At 49.7% G+C, this 14,297-nt stretch carries 9 protein-coding genes and 1 pseudogene; 1 reads left to right on the forward strand and 9 read right to left on the reverse strand.

All coding sequences use genetic code 11. The features are described 5' to 3' along the window. Nucleotides 1-10 precede the first annotated feature (10 nt). The 4 genes and pseudogenes from EDM52_RS12555 to EDM52_RS12570 all read right to left on the reverse strand — a co-directional run. A pseudogene (locus EDM52_RS12555) lies at nt 11-595 on the reverse strand (zinc-binding dehydrogenase); the annotation flags it as partial. 47 nt (nt 596-642) lie between these two features. Continuing rightward, nucleotides 643-1,227 (reverse strand): LOG family protein, encoded by a 585-nt coding sequence (locus tag EDM52_RS12560; protein WP_122909327.1) that lies wholly within the window; start codon nt 1,225-1,227, stop codon nt 643-645. Nucleotides 1,228-1,408: 181 nt separating this feature from the next. Further along, nucleotides 1,409-2,773 (reverse strand): aspartate aminotransferase family protein, encoded by a 1,365-nt coding sequence (locus EDM52_RS12565; RefSeq protein ID WP_122909328.1) that lies wholly within the window; start codon nt 2,771-2,773, stop codon nt 1,409-1,411. 30 nt (nt 2,774-2,803) lie between these two features. Continuing rightward, nucleotides 2,804-4,312: a CoA-acylating methylmalonate-semialdehyde dehydrogenase gene (locus EDM52_RS12570; RefSeq protein WP_122909329.1), complete on the reverse strand. Its 1,509-nt coding sequence runs from the start codon at nt 4,310-4,312 to the stop codon at nt 2,804-2,806. Between the two features lie 150 nt (nt 4,313-4,462). Between EDM52_RS12570 and EDM52_RS12575 the strand changes: the two genes are divergently transcribed. Then, nucleotides 4,463-6,112, forward strand: a complete 1,650-nt coding sequence (locus tag EDM52_RS12575) for a PucR family transcriptional regulator (protein WP_122909330.1) — start codon at nt 4,463-4,465, stop codon at nt 6,110-6,112. A gap of 248 nt (nt 6,113-6,360) precedes the next feature. Here the strand turns inward: EDM52_RS12575 and EDM52_RS12580 are convergent, their stop codons facing one another. From EDM52_RS12580 to EDM52_RS12600, 5 genes are all read right to left on the reverse strand, one after another. Then, the gene (locus EDM52_RS12580) at nt 6,361-8,739 is read right to left on the reverse strand and encodes an AAA family ATPase (protein ID WP_122909401.1); all 2,379 of its coding nucleotides are present in this window, start codon (nt 8,737-8,739) and stop codon (nt 6,361-6,363) included. A 145-nt stretch (nt 8,740-8,884) separates the two neighbouring features. Further along, nucleotides 8,885-9,088 carry a hypothetical protein gene (locus EDM52_RS12585; RefSeq protein WP_183185050.1) on the reverse strand — a complete coding sequence of 68 codons (204 nt, stop codon included), beginning with the start codon at nt 9,086-9,088 and terminating at the stop codon, nt 8,885-8,887. 72 nt (nt 9,089-9,160) lie between these two features. Continuing rightward, the gene (locus tag EDM52_RS12590; RefSeq protein WP_245996852.1) at nt 9,161-9,499 is read right to left on the reverse strand and encodes a hypothetical protein; all 339 of its coding nucleotides are present in this window, start codon (nt 9,497-9,499) and stop codon (nt 9,161-9,163) included. After that, the gene (gene parC, locus EDM52_RS12595) at nt 9,496-12,021 is read right to left on the reverse strand and encodes a DNA topoisomerase IV subunit A (RefSeq protein WP_122909332.1); all 2,526 of its coding nucleotides are present in this window, start codon (nt 12,019-12,021) and stop codon (nt 9,496-9,498) included. Before parC ends, EDM52_RS12590 begins: the two co-directional genes overlap by 4 nt. Before the next feature lie 2 nt (nt 12,022-12,023). After that, entirely contained in the window at nt 12,024-14,015 is a 1,992-nt protein-coding gene (locus EDM52_RS12600) for a DNA gyrase/topoisomerase IV subunit B (protein ID WP_183185066.1), read from the reverse strand. Nucleotides 14,016-14,297 lie beyond the last annotated feature (282 nt).

Raw genomic sequence — 14,297 nt, forward strand, 5'->3', positions numbered from 1 at the left:
TTCATAGCTTTCGGATTTTCATTTTTTGGGCAACATATTCCAAGGGAGATTTTTTGCCATCCATCCCCACGCAATCAATGACGACATCTGCGCCTCCCTGCGTGATCTCCTTCAAATGCTCACCCATATCCTCGTATTGCGTAAAATCAAAGATCTCGACTTGATTGGTTTTCTTGGCATGCTCCAAACGATAGCCGAGATAATCAACGGCAATAACGCGTTTGGCTCCTCCCAGCCAGGCGAATTTTTGCACCATCAACCCGATGGGACCCGAGCCTAAAACGACCACAGTCTCCTGGCTTCACACCTGCGTTGATGACACTCCAATAGGCAGTTGGCAATACATCGGACAGGAAGAGGAGAAATTCATCCTCCAGCTCACACGATTCGGGAATGACAAAAGAAGTAAAGTTGGCAAAAGGAACTCTCAAATATTCGTGGAAGGATCGCATTGGCTCTCCCATTCATGCTGGCAATAGAATCACTCACCACAAGCTACGTTGAACGGAATAACCACCCGATCCCCTTTCTTGACTTTGGTTACCTCCGTTCCCACCTCTTCTACAATTCCCATTGGCTCATGACCAATCACGTAGTAGGTTTTGCCTGTAAAGCCTGACATATACAAGCCAGAAAACTCGTTTATTTCTCAGATAGTTCGGACCACTTGTTCACCTTTTCAGGAGGTGTATAGTCCCGCAAACGATCTAACAGAACAGCAGGATCGCTTTCGCACAACAGGAGTGGGGTCGCTGTCTTTGGTATGAATCCCGCTTCTGTCGCATGTTGTACCATTTCCATGACCGGATCGTAGAACCCTTCTACATTCAGCAAGCCAATCGGTTTACCGTGAATGCCGATTTGCCCCCAGCTTACGACTTCAAAAATTTCCTCAAACGTGCCGTAGCCTCCGGGTAGCGCGATAAAGCCATCTGCCAATTCATTCATTTTGGCCTTTCTTTCATGCATCGAAGTCACTTCGTGCAACTCCGTCAAATTGGTGTGGACGATTTCACCTCGAAACAGTCCGGTTGGCATCACGCCAATCGCACATCCTCCACCGCTTAATACCGCGTTGGCTACTCTCCCCATCAATCCCATTTTGGAGCCGCCATACACCAAGTCAAGTTTGCGGGCGAGCAATTCTTTCCCCAACTCTTCTGCCGCTTGGCTGAATTCTGGTTTTGCTCCTGGATTGGAGCCTGCAAATACACAAATACATTTCATCTCGCCCCTCCTGTTACTCTGTTCATGGTTTCATTGTTAGTGTACAGGATTATGCTATGAAATTACAGAAGGGAGCTACCCAATTAGAAAAATTGGCAACGCCATGCTCTGTGGCGAAGCCCAGTTGTGTAAAACAAAACACAGCATCAATCCAAACGCGATTGACGCTGTGTCTCATCGGTCATCCGAGAGTCTCGAATGCTTCTTTCATTACGTGAGCAATAAAGTCAAGATCATCACTGGTTGTGGAGAACGGAGGAGACAAGGTCAGCACGTTGTTGAAGCCGGGAACCGTATCGCCATTTCGCCCGATGATTAGGCCCCGTTTCTTGCATTCTGCTATGATTTGCGTCAATTTTGCTGGTGCAGCCGCTTCCTTGGTCTGTTTGTTCTCCACCATTTCGATTCCCATCATGAAGCCAAAGCTGCGGATATCGCCGACATTGGGATGGTCAGCCAAAAAAGCAAGCTTGGCTCGCAGCTCTGCCCCTAATTGTTCGGATCGCTCAACCAGTTGCTCTTCTTCCATCAGCTCCAGATTTTTAAGAGCCAGGGCACAGGCAGCCGGGTTGCCCCCAAACGTGTTGACATGACGGAAATGCTGATTGGTACCCTGTTCCTTAAAGGAGTCCGCGATCTCAGCGCGGACAGCTGTCGCCGAAAGCGGAAGGTAAGCACTGGTGATGCCCTTCGCCATCGTGACAATATCTGGTTTGATCCCAAAGTTTTGATGACCAAATTTTTGTCCAGAACGACCAAAACCGCAAATAACCTCATCTACAATCAACAAAACACCGTATTTGTCGCAAATCTCACGTACCTTTGGCATGTATTCAGGCGGTGGAACGATCACACCTCCACCTGTGATCGTCGGTTCCATGATGACAGCAGCAACCGTTTTTTCGCCTTCCCAGTTGATCGCCTGATCAAAGAATTGCGCACATTCCAGGCTGCAATCCCCGTAGGTTTTTCCGACTGGACAGCGATAACAGTACGGTGGCGGTACGTGCAGAAAGCCAGGTGCCAAGGGCTCGTATTTTTCCTTGCGCAAAGCCTGCCCGGTAGCGGCCAGTGATCCCATCGAATTGCCGTGATAAGCGCGATGACGGGAAATGAATTTATAACGTCCTGGCTCGCCATTTTGATGGTGATATTGTCTGGCCAATTTAAAGGCAACTTCATTTGCTTCAGAACCGCTGTTGGAGAAGAAAATGCGATACTCCTCGCCCAGCCATTCACTGACCTTTTCAGCAAGGCGAATGGCAGGAACATGGCTTTGGGTCAGCGGAAAATACGCCAGTTGTTTTAGCTGCTCATACGCTGCATCGGCCAGCTCCTGTCGCCCGTAGCCAATATTGACACACCACAAGCCAGACATGCCGTCCAGGTAGCGATTGCCGTCGATGTCGGTGATCCAGGAGCCACTCGCTTCCGTAGCGATCATGGGATTGGGGTTGTAGGGCGATATGTGATGCCACATATGCGCCCTGTCAGACTCAAGCAAACTTTCCTTATCGTACGATTTCGTCAGCTGCTCTTGTTCCATTTTGGATTCCCCCTTTTGATATGAGACCGATTACTTGACAAATACTTTTTGTGAGCCAATGCTTGTATCTCCATCCTCGAACCAACGAGAGGTAACGGTCTTTTTCTTCGTGAAAAACTCGACCCCATCTTTTCCGTTCGCATGCAAATCACCGTAAAAGGATTGCTTCCAACCGGTAAAGGCAAAGAAGCCCATTGGTGCTGGCACGCCTACATTGACCCCGACCATCCCCGCTTCCACGCGCTGCACGAATTCACGCCCCCACTTCCCGTTATTGGTGTAGATTGTAGCTCCATTTCCATAGCGGGAGCGACTGATCGTGTCCAGTCCTTCATCGAAGTTTTTGACGCGCATGATGCTCAATACCGGCGCAAAGATCTCGTCACTTACAATAACCATTTCTGCATCTGCTTTGTCAAAGATGGTTGGGCCGAGGAAGTAGCCCGCTTCTTTTTCCTTCGCATCCTCACGTCCATCGCGAACCAGATCGGCTCCTGCCGCCATTCCTTTTTCGATAAAGTCATGCACCTTGGACAGATGAGAATCCCGGATGACAGGGCCCAGGTCGACCCCCTCTTCCAGGCCATTGCCCATCACAAGGGCATTGGATTCCTCGATGAGCAGTTGAACCAATTCATCGGCGATATCCTCAACCGCGACGACGGCACTGGCAGCCATACAGCGCTCACCTGCACAGCCAAATGCGGAGCTGGCAATGGTTTTGGCTGCACGCCGCAAGTCTGTATCCGGCATGACCAGATGATGATTCTTCGCTCCGGCCAAGGCCTGCACGCGCTTCCCGTGAGCCGCTCCGGTCTTGTACACGTATTCTGCGACAGGTTGTGAGCCAACGAAGGATATCCCCTTCACGTCCGGGTGTTCCAGCAATCCGTTGACGACGTCATGCGCTCCGTTGACCACATTGAAGACCCCGTCCGGCAAACCGGCTTCCTTCAACAGCTCCGCGATACGTACACTGGATATAGGCGTACGCTCGGACGGCTTTAAAACAAATGTATTTCCTGCTGTGATCGCGATTGGATACATCCACATCGGCACCATCACGGGAAAGTTAAAGGGAGTGATTCCTGCTACGACACCGAGTGGAAAACGGAGGACGTGACTATCGATGCTTCTCGCGATGTTCGGCAGGGATTCCCCCATCAGCAAGGTTGGCATGCCGCAGGCGAACTCGACCATCTCGATGCCACGCAAGAGCTCAGCATGAGCTTCGGGCAGGTTTTTGCCATTTTCCAGCGTGATCATGCGTGCCAATTCATCCTCATGCTTGGTCAACAAGTGATGGAAGCGAAACATGATGCGAGCCCTGTCCACGACAGGTGTTTCACTCCAGCTCGCAAAAGCATTCTTGGCTGCCTGAACAGCCTTGTCCACATCGGCCCTGGTGGAAATCGGTACCTGAGAAAGCAGCTCCCCTGTTGCAGGATTGGGAACATCCTCATAACGTGTCGTCTCGGATTCGACCCACTGTCCCCCGATGTAGTTTTTGAGCGGCTGGGTGACTGTTGTTTTACTCATCACGTCAACTCCTTGCATTCATTTTGTTTGATATTTCCATTTTATCGGAATCTTTCAACCTTAATCACTAGACAAAATGTTAGTGCTTCCAGTACATTCATCTTACAAAATGTCTATCCATAACATGATTGCCTTTTTAGGAGGATTTGCATGAGCAGTGACTGGCGTCTATCTGTAGGAGAAGCGATTCGGCGTCCATCTTTTCAAAGCGCCGAGGTGGTGGCAGGAAGCAAGGGCTTATCTCGTTCGATCCGTTGGGTACATATTCTCGAATCTGCCGAAACAGGCAAGTTTCTCAATGGCGGCGAGCTGATCCTCTCGACGGGAATGGGCTTCGGGGAAGCAAAGGAAAAGAGGCTGGCTTACCTGTCAGAGCTGATCAGCCGCAAAGCGGTCGGACTGTGTGTGGAGCTTGGCACCTACATCCCTCATATCCCGAGTGATATGCTGGAAATGGCTGACCATCATCACTTCCCATTGATTGTGTTTCATGAGCCTGTGCGATTTGTCGATATCACGCTCGATCTACATGAGCATTTGATTAATCGACAGCTTCAAGCCCTGCGGGATCTGGAAGCATACTCGCGGGGGCTTCAGCAGCTCAGTCTGCAAGCAAAAGGAATACCCAAGCTGTTGCAGTACTTTCAAACAGCAGTCCAGACCCAAATATTTCTCTATACGCCGGATGCAGCTCCCACTTTTGTTCCTCCTGTAACACAAACCGTTCAAACGGAGCTTGTGGACATCATGCGCACCCATTTTTCAGCGGAATTATCTGCAGATGCCAGCACGCAATTTCTTCGCCTAAACGAAAAGAAGCAGATCGTCTATCAGCCTGTTGTAGCGATGGGACATCTTCTCGCCTATATGGGGATGGTCTTGTACGAGCGCAAAGCAGACGAGTACCTGCTCCTCACCCTGGACAATACCGTACAAGCCACAGCGCAAATCCTGATGCGAAAAATGTTTGTGGAAGAGCAGGCTTTGGCAATGGAAAATCGATTGTTTGATGACCTGATCGCCCAGCGCCCTTTGTCGGAAGACCAGATTCGTGCCATGCTTGGCATCTCCGGCACAGGACGCGCACCTATTTACCACACCATCATGATGTCTTTTGAACTCGCGGTCACCCAGACAGAAGCACATCCTCCACATGACCTCACAGCCATTTTTCGTTCTATACTCACGCGTTTGGGCTTCCGTCCCTTTATTCGCTGTATAGGAAACTGCTTTTATTTTCTGCTCATCGAAAAAAAACCGGGTACGAATCATCGCCAGCTTTTGAACAGGGCCATGACAGAAATGAAGAGGATCTTTTTAAAGGTCATGGGTGCAGATATGCAAATCTGGTTTGGAGTAGGAAGAGCAGGCAAACGCCTGTCAGATGCAGGAAGACATTTGGCGGAAGCGGAGCAGGCACTTTCATTTCGCCATGAATCAAACAGTCCCTATTTTTCCGAGCTTGGTTTGTTTCGCCTCCTGTTCTACATCCCACACGAACCCGTCCTGAATACCTTTATCACCGATTATCTTGGCCCCTTGATATCGCATGACGGAGAGCACGGATCGGCGCTTGTACACACGCTGCGTGTCTATCTGGATTCCAACCTTTCCAAGCAAGAAGCTGCCGAAAAGCTGTTTATCCATCGGCAAACCCTGTACCATCGGTTGGAGAAAATCGCTGAGTGTCTCGGGGAAGATTACGTCTCACCCGATCGCAGAATCTGCCTCGAGATAGCCTTGCGGGCCTTGCATTTGGTACATCAAGACCATGTCAAACATGAATTCCGAACGAAATGATCGTCTGATTTCACGATACCAAAGAAAAAAGGCGTGCGAATCATTCGAGATTCGTTCACGCCTTCTTACTATGGAGGAGGATAATCATTACGGGGAAAGTAGTGTGATGTAATCTATGAGGAAATTTTTCTGATCTACTTTGCAGGGACGATTCTTAATTGCTCGTTGGTTTTGAGAATCTTGCCAAATCCAGACAAAAAATCACAAAATATAAAAAATAGGAAAAAATTCCAGCTGGTACCTTATCTCTATTCAATCCGTTCCATTACCGGCAGAAAATCGCTCCAGATCAGCTCCATTAGAAGCTGCTGGTTCCAAAGGTCGCCTGGTGTGTCCATCAATCGAATAGCCTGATGCTGCATCGCTTCCTGCACCAGATTGTAACTAAAACGACCATTCCCCTCCACACCATGCCGCGTGAAAATCTCTTGCAGTTTGACGGTGAGCTCTTTCTTCGTTTCAGCACTGATCAAATAACCTGCATTCGTTACACCTTGCTCCACGATTTCCACCAGCTGCGCGGCGGTATAGTCCGGGAAGTGGATGTACTTCTTGAAACGCGAGGCAAGTCCCGGATTGCTCATCATCAGCCGCGCCATCTCATCCGGATAGCCTGCCAGAACCACGACTAGATTTTCTGCATGTCTGGTCATTTCTTCTACGAGCGTGTGAATCGCTTCTTTTCCGAAATCTTGTCCTCCGCCCAACAGAGCATAGGCCTCGTCGATAAAAAGAACACCGCCCAGGGCTTGTCTCACCTTTCTCCTGGTAAGAGCCGCTGTCTGTCCTACGTACTCCGCTACCAGATCGGCTCGGCTTGCTGTCACCAGATGGCCTCGCTTCAAATACCCGATTTCGTGCAAAATTTCGGCGTACAGTGCGGCGACAGTTGTTTTTCCTGTTCCCGGATTTCCGGTGAATACAGCATGCAGCTCGATGGGACTCATCTTCAAACCGCGAAGGCTGCGCTCTTTTTGTACGCTGACAAACGCCGCGATTTTCTTCAGCTCTTCTTTCACCTGATCCAATCCGATCAAGTGCTGCAGACGATCTCTCGCTGTCTGATCCATTGTCTCTGATCCTTCAGACGAAATATTTTCAGGATACAGGATGGTAAAGTCATCCCACTGCAAGTCGTTTCCTGCCGTGGATCTCCCTTTGGCAAAAATCGCGTCTAAAATCAAATTGGTAACCGTTCTGGCATTGCCAAAGGAATCATCGACCCGCGATTTTTCGATACGCTGACGCAACTGAGTTATCGCCTCATCCGTCAGGGTAAAGTCGTTGCGATCCGCGACCTGCTGCGCGATCATGACCAATTCTTCGGTTGCATAATCAGGGAGCAGGAAGTGTCCTGTTTCAGGAAAACGGCTGTACAGCCCCGGATTGGTGTAAAGGAAATGGCGCATTTCTTCGGGATAGCCTGCCAGCATGACCACAAAACGTCCCGCATATTCGCCACCTGTCATTGCTGCAACCAAGGTGTCGATGGCGGCCTGTCCGTAATCACTGCCCGAGCTGTCTGCCCTCTTCAGACTATAGGCTTCATCAATAAAAAGCACGCCACCGTCAGCACGTTTGACCGCATCCATGACACGTTGCTCGGTCTGTCCGACATACGCGCCTACCAGGTGAGAACGGTCTACCTCGATGAGCTGCCCCTGTGTCAAGAGCCCCAGCTCTTTGTACAATCGTGCAATCAGCCTGGCTAGTGTGGTTTTGCCTGTACCGGGATTTCCCATCAAGACGAGGTGAAGCGGCAATTCATCCTGCATATGCCAGCCCTTTTCCTCGCGCTTTTTCCGATATTGCAAAAACTGGGCAAGCTGACGAACCCGCTCCTTGATCTCGTCCAAGCCAATAAGGTTCTCAAGCTCATCCAGTGCAGAGGGTTCGTGTGTAAGCTTCGGCTGTTGCTTCTCCATCACAGACCGGCTATGCCATAGAGACTGTAGTCTCACCTGCTGTCCGACCAGGATTCGTATCGTCTCCTGCAACTGCCCTAATAGCTCGGATGAAAAAAACACTCCAGATAACGATGAAGCATATGCGTCTACCTGCTGCTCCAAACGCTGCAGCAGCTGTTCCCGCTCCTGATACAGCTGGAGGAGACTTTGTGCCAAATCCTCGTACTCTGGATCGGATAATTCCATAGCCAGCTCATGTATGGAAGTAGCATCAGATTGCCAATTCAAAAGGGCGCTTTTCTCCTGATTCGCAAGGTTAATCAGGACTTCTACATTTCTTCTTCGCGTAACGACGTTATCTGTCTCACGAAGAGTCGGAAAGGTGTCAGCGAACGTCTGCTCTGCTGCTAGTTGACTCGTCTTCACTCGCAGCATCAGCTCCATGGCTGGACGATATGCAGGGTCCAAGAGCATGGCCCTCTCCAACCACTCCAGTGCTAATCGATGGCCGCCACTTTTGCCGAGCCGAATAGACGACAAATGGGTCAGGACCACCGCTTCTGCCTGGTCTAATCGGATATCCGGAGCGGACTTCCTCCGCTGCTCGATTTCCTGTAAATACCCGATGCAGGTCCCTTCCGATACTTCTCCCGTTTTTGGAGGCTCGATCCGCCACCGCTCGATCGTAGCGAACAGATCCTGTTCTTGCTGCTGATGCATATGCATGCTCCTCCCGTTCCAAACCTTCCTTCCTGTTGTAGCATAATTATCCTTTCCTGAAAAGAAAGCCTTGCTTTCCGGCAGTACAAAAAAAGAAATGCGCAGCTCCATGCACTACTGGAACTACGCTTTCTTCTATCGTGTCCTATACCTGAATATTGCCCATTTCCACGTCTGCGGAAAAGTGCGCTCGTGCAGCGTCAAAAACTTCCTCTTCTGACTCAGCAGCAATTTTGAATGACGTAACCACTTTCGCACCGCTGCGAACCTGCACATGATACTGCGAATCCCCGTCGTAGGTAGAGGCAAAATTATACTCTCTGCCATTCACATTCAACTTTCGTTCCACAGTGGTCACCTCCCGCCATAGTGTGCGCAGGATGAACCTATTTTACCCAGAGATAGGGGCAAACTTCATTTCCTAAACCGGAGAGAATTGAGAAAGCACGACCGATTTCTCTACTACCTCGCCTGTCGGAAGTCCGACCTGCAAGGTACCAGTATCCTCGTTCTCACCAGGTAACCATCCGAACGAGAAGAGCTGACGAGAATATGCATCGTCTTCGCTCAGCGCAGCCAGCATCACCCGCAAGGTATCGCCCGTCAGGGGTACAGCCACACTTGCTCCCTGTTCGTCAGGAATGGACAGCCACTTCAACGCCTCTTCAAAATACTCCACAGTGTCCAGCAACAAGGCCACCTGCTGCCAGCTAAGTGGTGAATGGAAAGATTCAAACGGACTTGTCATGTAATCGATCATCCCTTTTTGTCACCTGGTTCATTGTCAAACAAGCTACCTTGCGCTTCTGTCCGTTTATCCGCAGCTTCACCTGCAGGTGCATTTTCCTTTGCATCATCCGATGGAAGCACCGTCTCAAAAACAATCGTTTCGACGCCTTCGATCAGATTTCGTCCGATGCCACCCTGCTCGTTGACATTTACCTGATCCGTCTGCACGATTTGCCACTCGTTCGTGGCAGTCAAAGCGTACATGGTATCATCCACGTTGAGAGCAAGCAGCTGATGCGGGCTAGTCTTTCTTTTACGGATCAACTGTACGCCTTTTCCTGCTCGTCCTTGCAGAGGAATGTCAGCGATCTTCGTGCGTTTCACGACCCCATCAGTCGTAATCAAACTGAAAATACGAGAGTCATCCGATTCGATTGGCAGCACAGAGACGAGTTCATCCTCTTTTGCCAGCGTAATGGCCTTCACGCCGCTTGAAGCACGGCCAGTTGCACCAACTTCGCTGGTCAAGAAACGTATGCCCATACCATCACGGGTTGCCCCGAGGAATCCACCTTGATCATCGCGTACGAAAACCGCAATAAACTCATCATCTGCCGATTTCAGCTTGGCCGCTACCAAGGCATTCGAACGATTGGTTTCGTACTCCGCCAAAGCCGTCTTCTTGATCAGCCCACTTTGGCTGACATGATAAACGAAGAGCGGCTGTTTGAAGTTCTCGACAACGGTAAAGCCCACAATACGCTGCTGTTTTTCCAGTGGGATCACGTTGACGAGTGCTGAGCCGATATCCTTCCACTTATCATCCGGGAAAGAATTCACCAGGGTGGCAAAGTACTTCCCGTCTTGCGTAAAGAAGAGAGCCGTATGGGATGTGTTCGTCTCTACGAAATGACGGACCCTGTCTCCTTCTTTGACGCCACAGGTCTCGATCGTCCCGCCCATCGACTTGAAGGAACGCGGACTCGTCCGTTTGATGTAGCCTTCATTTGTGAGGGTCACGATGCAGTCTTCCGCATTGATCTGCATGGCGATATCGATCTTGATCTCCTCGATTTCACCCTGAATCACGGTACGTCGTTCTTCGGAAAATCTCTTTTTGCACTCATTCAATTCGGCTGTAATCACCTGAATCAGCTTTTTCTCGCTAGCCAGAATCGATTCCAGCTCTTTGATCTCTTTACCCAGAGTAGCCAGTTCTTTTTCCAGCTTCACAATGTCCAGCCGTGTCAAAGATGCCAGCTGAATGCTGAGAATAGCATCTGCCTGAATATCCGTAAAACCGTACTTTTCCATGATATTGCGCTTGGCGTCTGCGCGATCTTCCGAGTCCATGATCGTGTCCACGATCTGTCTGAGTATCGATTTGGCCTGAATCAGACCTTGAACGATGTGCTCACGGTTGGTCTTCTTGTCCAAATCGTACTGAGAACGTCTAGTAACGACTTCCTTCTGGTGATCGATGTACGCTCCCAGAAGGCCTTTGAGACCCATTTGTCGGATGGTTCCCTCGTAGATCACGTTCATGTTGTAATTGTAGTAAATTTGCAGATCTGTATTTTTATATAGATAATGAAGGATTCCCTGCTCATCCGCTTCTTTGCGAATGTCGATGACGATGCGCACTTGCTTGAGCTCGGCTTCCTTGCGTCCCGTCTCGTCTCGTACCGCAAGCGCTCCTTCGATTTTGCGCTCCATCACCAGCTCATCAATCTGCGCAACCAGCTTGGATTTGATGACCTCATAAGGAATCTCGGAGATGACGATCTTCTTGATCTTGCTGCCTTTTGGTTCCTCGACATGCGTCTTGCCACGGATGATGAATTGCCCCCGTCCGGTTTCAAACGCTTTGCGAATCCCCGATATCCCCTGAACGATACCACCAGTTGGAAAGTCCGGTCCTTTTACATGCTGCATCAGTTCATCCAATGAGATGTTCGGGTTTTTCATTTGAGCGATAGCCGCATCGATCACTTCACCTAGATTGTGCGTCGGAATGTCAGTAGCAAACCCCACGGCAATACCCGAAGCCCCGTTGACCAGCAGGTTGGGAAAACGAGCAGGCAGTACAGCAGGCTGCTGTGCCGAATTGTCGTAGTTGGGAATGAACGTGACGGTATCCTTTTCAATATCGCGCAGCATCTCACTCGCCAAGGCAGATAGTCGGGATTCCGTATAACGCATCGCTGCAGGTGGGTCAGCATCCAGGCTACCGAAATTTCCGTGACCTTGAATAAGCACCTGGCGCATCTTCCACCACTGCGCCATACGAACCATCGTCTCATAGATCGCAGAATCGCCGTGAGGGTGATAGGTACCCATGACGTATCCCACTGTCTTTGCGGATTTGCGGTACGGTTTATCGAAGGTGTTGCCTTCCTGATACATCGCATACAAAATACGTCGCTGTACCGGCTTCAGCCCATCACGTGCGTCTGGAATCGCCCGAGACAAAATAACCAGATTGGCGTAATCTCCAAAACGCTTGCCCATGATTTCAGCAAAGCTTTGTTCAATAATCTGATTGGAAAGCATCCTTATTCATCCTCCCCCACTTCAAAGGTGACGTGGCTTTCGATCCACTCGCGTCGTGGAGGTACTTTATCGCCCATCAGGACAGTGACCAGCTTTTCACTCAGAGCGAGGTCATCAATCTGCACTTTGATCAGCTTTCTCGTTTCCGGATCCATCGTCGTCTCCCACAGCTGGTCTGCGTTCATTTCACCCAGACCTTTGTAGCGCTGTACTTCTGCACCGCGTCCAAGCTGCTTCAGGGCTTGCTCCAGCTCAAAGTCACTCCAGCAATAAATGTTCTCGGCCTTTTTGGACTTGCCCTCTTTTTTCACCTGATAGAGAGGGGGTTGTGCGATATACAGATGACCCGCCGCAATCATCGGTCGCATGTAGCGGAAGAAAAAAGTAAGGAGCAGAGTTTGAATGTGAGAACCATCTACGTCTGCGTCAGACATGATAATGACTTTGTCAAAAGCGCAGTTTTCAATCGAAAACTCTTCCCCGATATCGGTCTCCAGCACCTCAAGAATGGTGCGGAATTCCTCGTTGGCCAATACATCGGAAAGCTTGGCCTTCTCTGTATTCAACGGCTTTCCTCTTAAGCTGAACAAAGCCTGGAATTCGGAGTTTCGCGCCTGTTTAGCAGAACCGCCTGCAGAATCCCCCTCCACCAAGAACAATTCATTGCGTTTCGGGTCTTTATACTGCGGAGGTGTGAACTTTTCCGAAATAGACTTGCGCTTTTTGGAAGACTTCCCTTTTTTGTCGCCGCGGAGTGCTTCCCGCTGTTTGCGCAATTCCTCGCGTATTTCAGCAGAACGCAGGGCTTTGTCAATCAACAGCTTGCCTACTTCCGGATTTTCCTCGAGGAAGAAGCCCAGTTTTTCTGAGATAATCTGTTCGACAATGGTCCGTGCTTCTTCGTTGCCCAGCTTGTCTTTGGTTTGCGACTCGAACTGGACGTCTGCCATCTGCAAGGACAGCACACCCAGAAAACCTTCGCGCAAATCATTTCCAGTCAGGTTGGGATCTTTTTCTTTCAGATACCCTTTTTTACGGGCAAATTCATTAAAAATTCTCGTCGTTCCATTTCGAAAACCGGTGACATGCGTTCCACCATCTGTGGTCACAATCGAGTTGACGTAGGAAACTAGCGTTTCTGCATAGCCATCGTTGTACTGGAAGGCAAGCTCCACGTAGATATTATCCCTTTCCCCTTCAAAATAGATGATGGGATGCAAGGTTTGCTTTCCTTCGTTCAGATAGTCCACATAGGATTTCAAGCCGTCTTCAAAATAAAACTCTTCCCGTTTCTTTTCGGCACCGCGCTCGTCAATCAGCACCATGCGCAGTTTTTTCAGTAAAAAGGCTGTTTCACGGAAACGGTCACGAATGGTTTCATAATCAAATCTGGTGTTCCCAAAGACAGCTTCATCCGGGAGAAAGCGGACCGTTGTCCCTGTTCTTTTGGTATTCCCGACCACTTCCAAATCGGTTACTGGTTTGCCTACATGCTCGATGCCCTTTTCGTCCACTTCATAGGCAAAGCGCTGCTTGTGGATTTTTCCTTCACGATGGATCTCCACTTCCAGCCATTTGGATAAGGCAACAACGACACTGGAGCCGACGCCGTGCAAGCCACCGCTTTTCTTGTAGCCGCCACCGCCAAACTTTCCTCCCGCATGAAGCGTCGTAAAAATGACCTCAGGAACCGGACGTCCGGTCTTGTGCATGCCAGTAGGAATTCCACGGCCGTGGTCTTCTACACTGACACTGCCATCCTTGTACAAAGTCACAATAATACTGTCGTTCACACCGGCCAGCGCCTCGTCCTTTGCATTGTCAACAATCTCCCAAAGCAGATGATGCAGACCTCTGCTACCGGTAGAGCCTATGTACATTCCAGGCCGTTTGCGAACGGCGATCAAGCCTTCCAGGACCTGAATATCTTCTTCTGTATACGTTAGTGTGTGGAGTGTGTCTGTTTCCTTCAATCGCGCTCTCCCCTCTGCCATTTGCAACTTCACTGGAAAGACTTGCAGTTAAAAGCCAATGAGCAAGACTTCCACTGCCTTGTCATGATCCATTCATCCAACATTTTCAAGTGTGAGGATTAAAAAATCCTGTCCTTTACACATATCGGTCAAAAAACGCGAACACTTAATCGCTATTGTACCGTATGCTTCCTCTTGTATACAACGCCCATGCTTTTTTCGTGGAGAAAAGCCAGCTTGCATACACCGGATCAATCGACTGAACCTGTATCGCGTGGTCTGTACAAAATACACCCGATGGAC

This window comes from Brevibacillus invocatus, assembly GCF_003710915.1.
In the GTDB taxonomy this organism is placed as follows: Bacteria; Bacillota; Bacilli; order Brevibacillales; family Brevibacillaceae; genus Brevibacillus; species Brevibacillus invocatus.

Coding starts and splice junctions, on each gene's coding strand:
- EDM52_RS12560 (WP_122909327.1), bottom strand. CDS start 1,227: ATGAAATGTATTTGTGTATTTGCAGGCTCCAATCCAGGAGCAAAACCA.
- EDM52_RS12565 (WP_122909328.1), bottom strand. CDS start 2,773: ATGGAACAAGAGCAGCTGACGAAATCGTACGATAAGGAAAGTTTGCTT.
- EDM52_RS12570 (WP_122909329.1), bottom strand. CDS start 4,312: ATGAGTAAAACAACAGTCACCCAGCCGCTCAAAAACTACATCGGGGGA.
- EDM52_RS12575 (WP_122909330.1), top strand. CDS start 4,463: ATGAGCAGTGACTGGCGTCTATCTGTAGGAGAAGCGATTCGGCGTCCA.
- EDM52_RS12580 (WP_122909401.1), bottom strand. CDS start 8,739: ATGCATCAGCAGCAAGAACAGGATCTGTTCGCTACGATCGAGCGGTGG.
- EDM52_RS12590 (WP_245996852.1), bottom strand. CDS start 9,499: ATGATCGATTACATGACAAGTCCGTTTGAATCTTTCCATTCACCACTT.
- parC (WP_122909332.1), bottom strand. CDS start 12,021: ATGCTTTCCAATCAGATTATTGAACAAAGCTTTGCTGAAATCATGGGC.
- EDM52_RS12600 (WP_183185066.1), bottom strand. CDS start 14,015: ATGGCAGAGGGGAGAGCGCGATTGAAGGAAACAGACACACTCCACACA.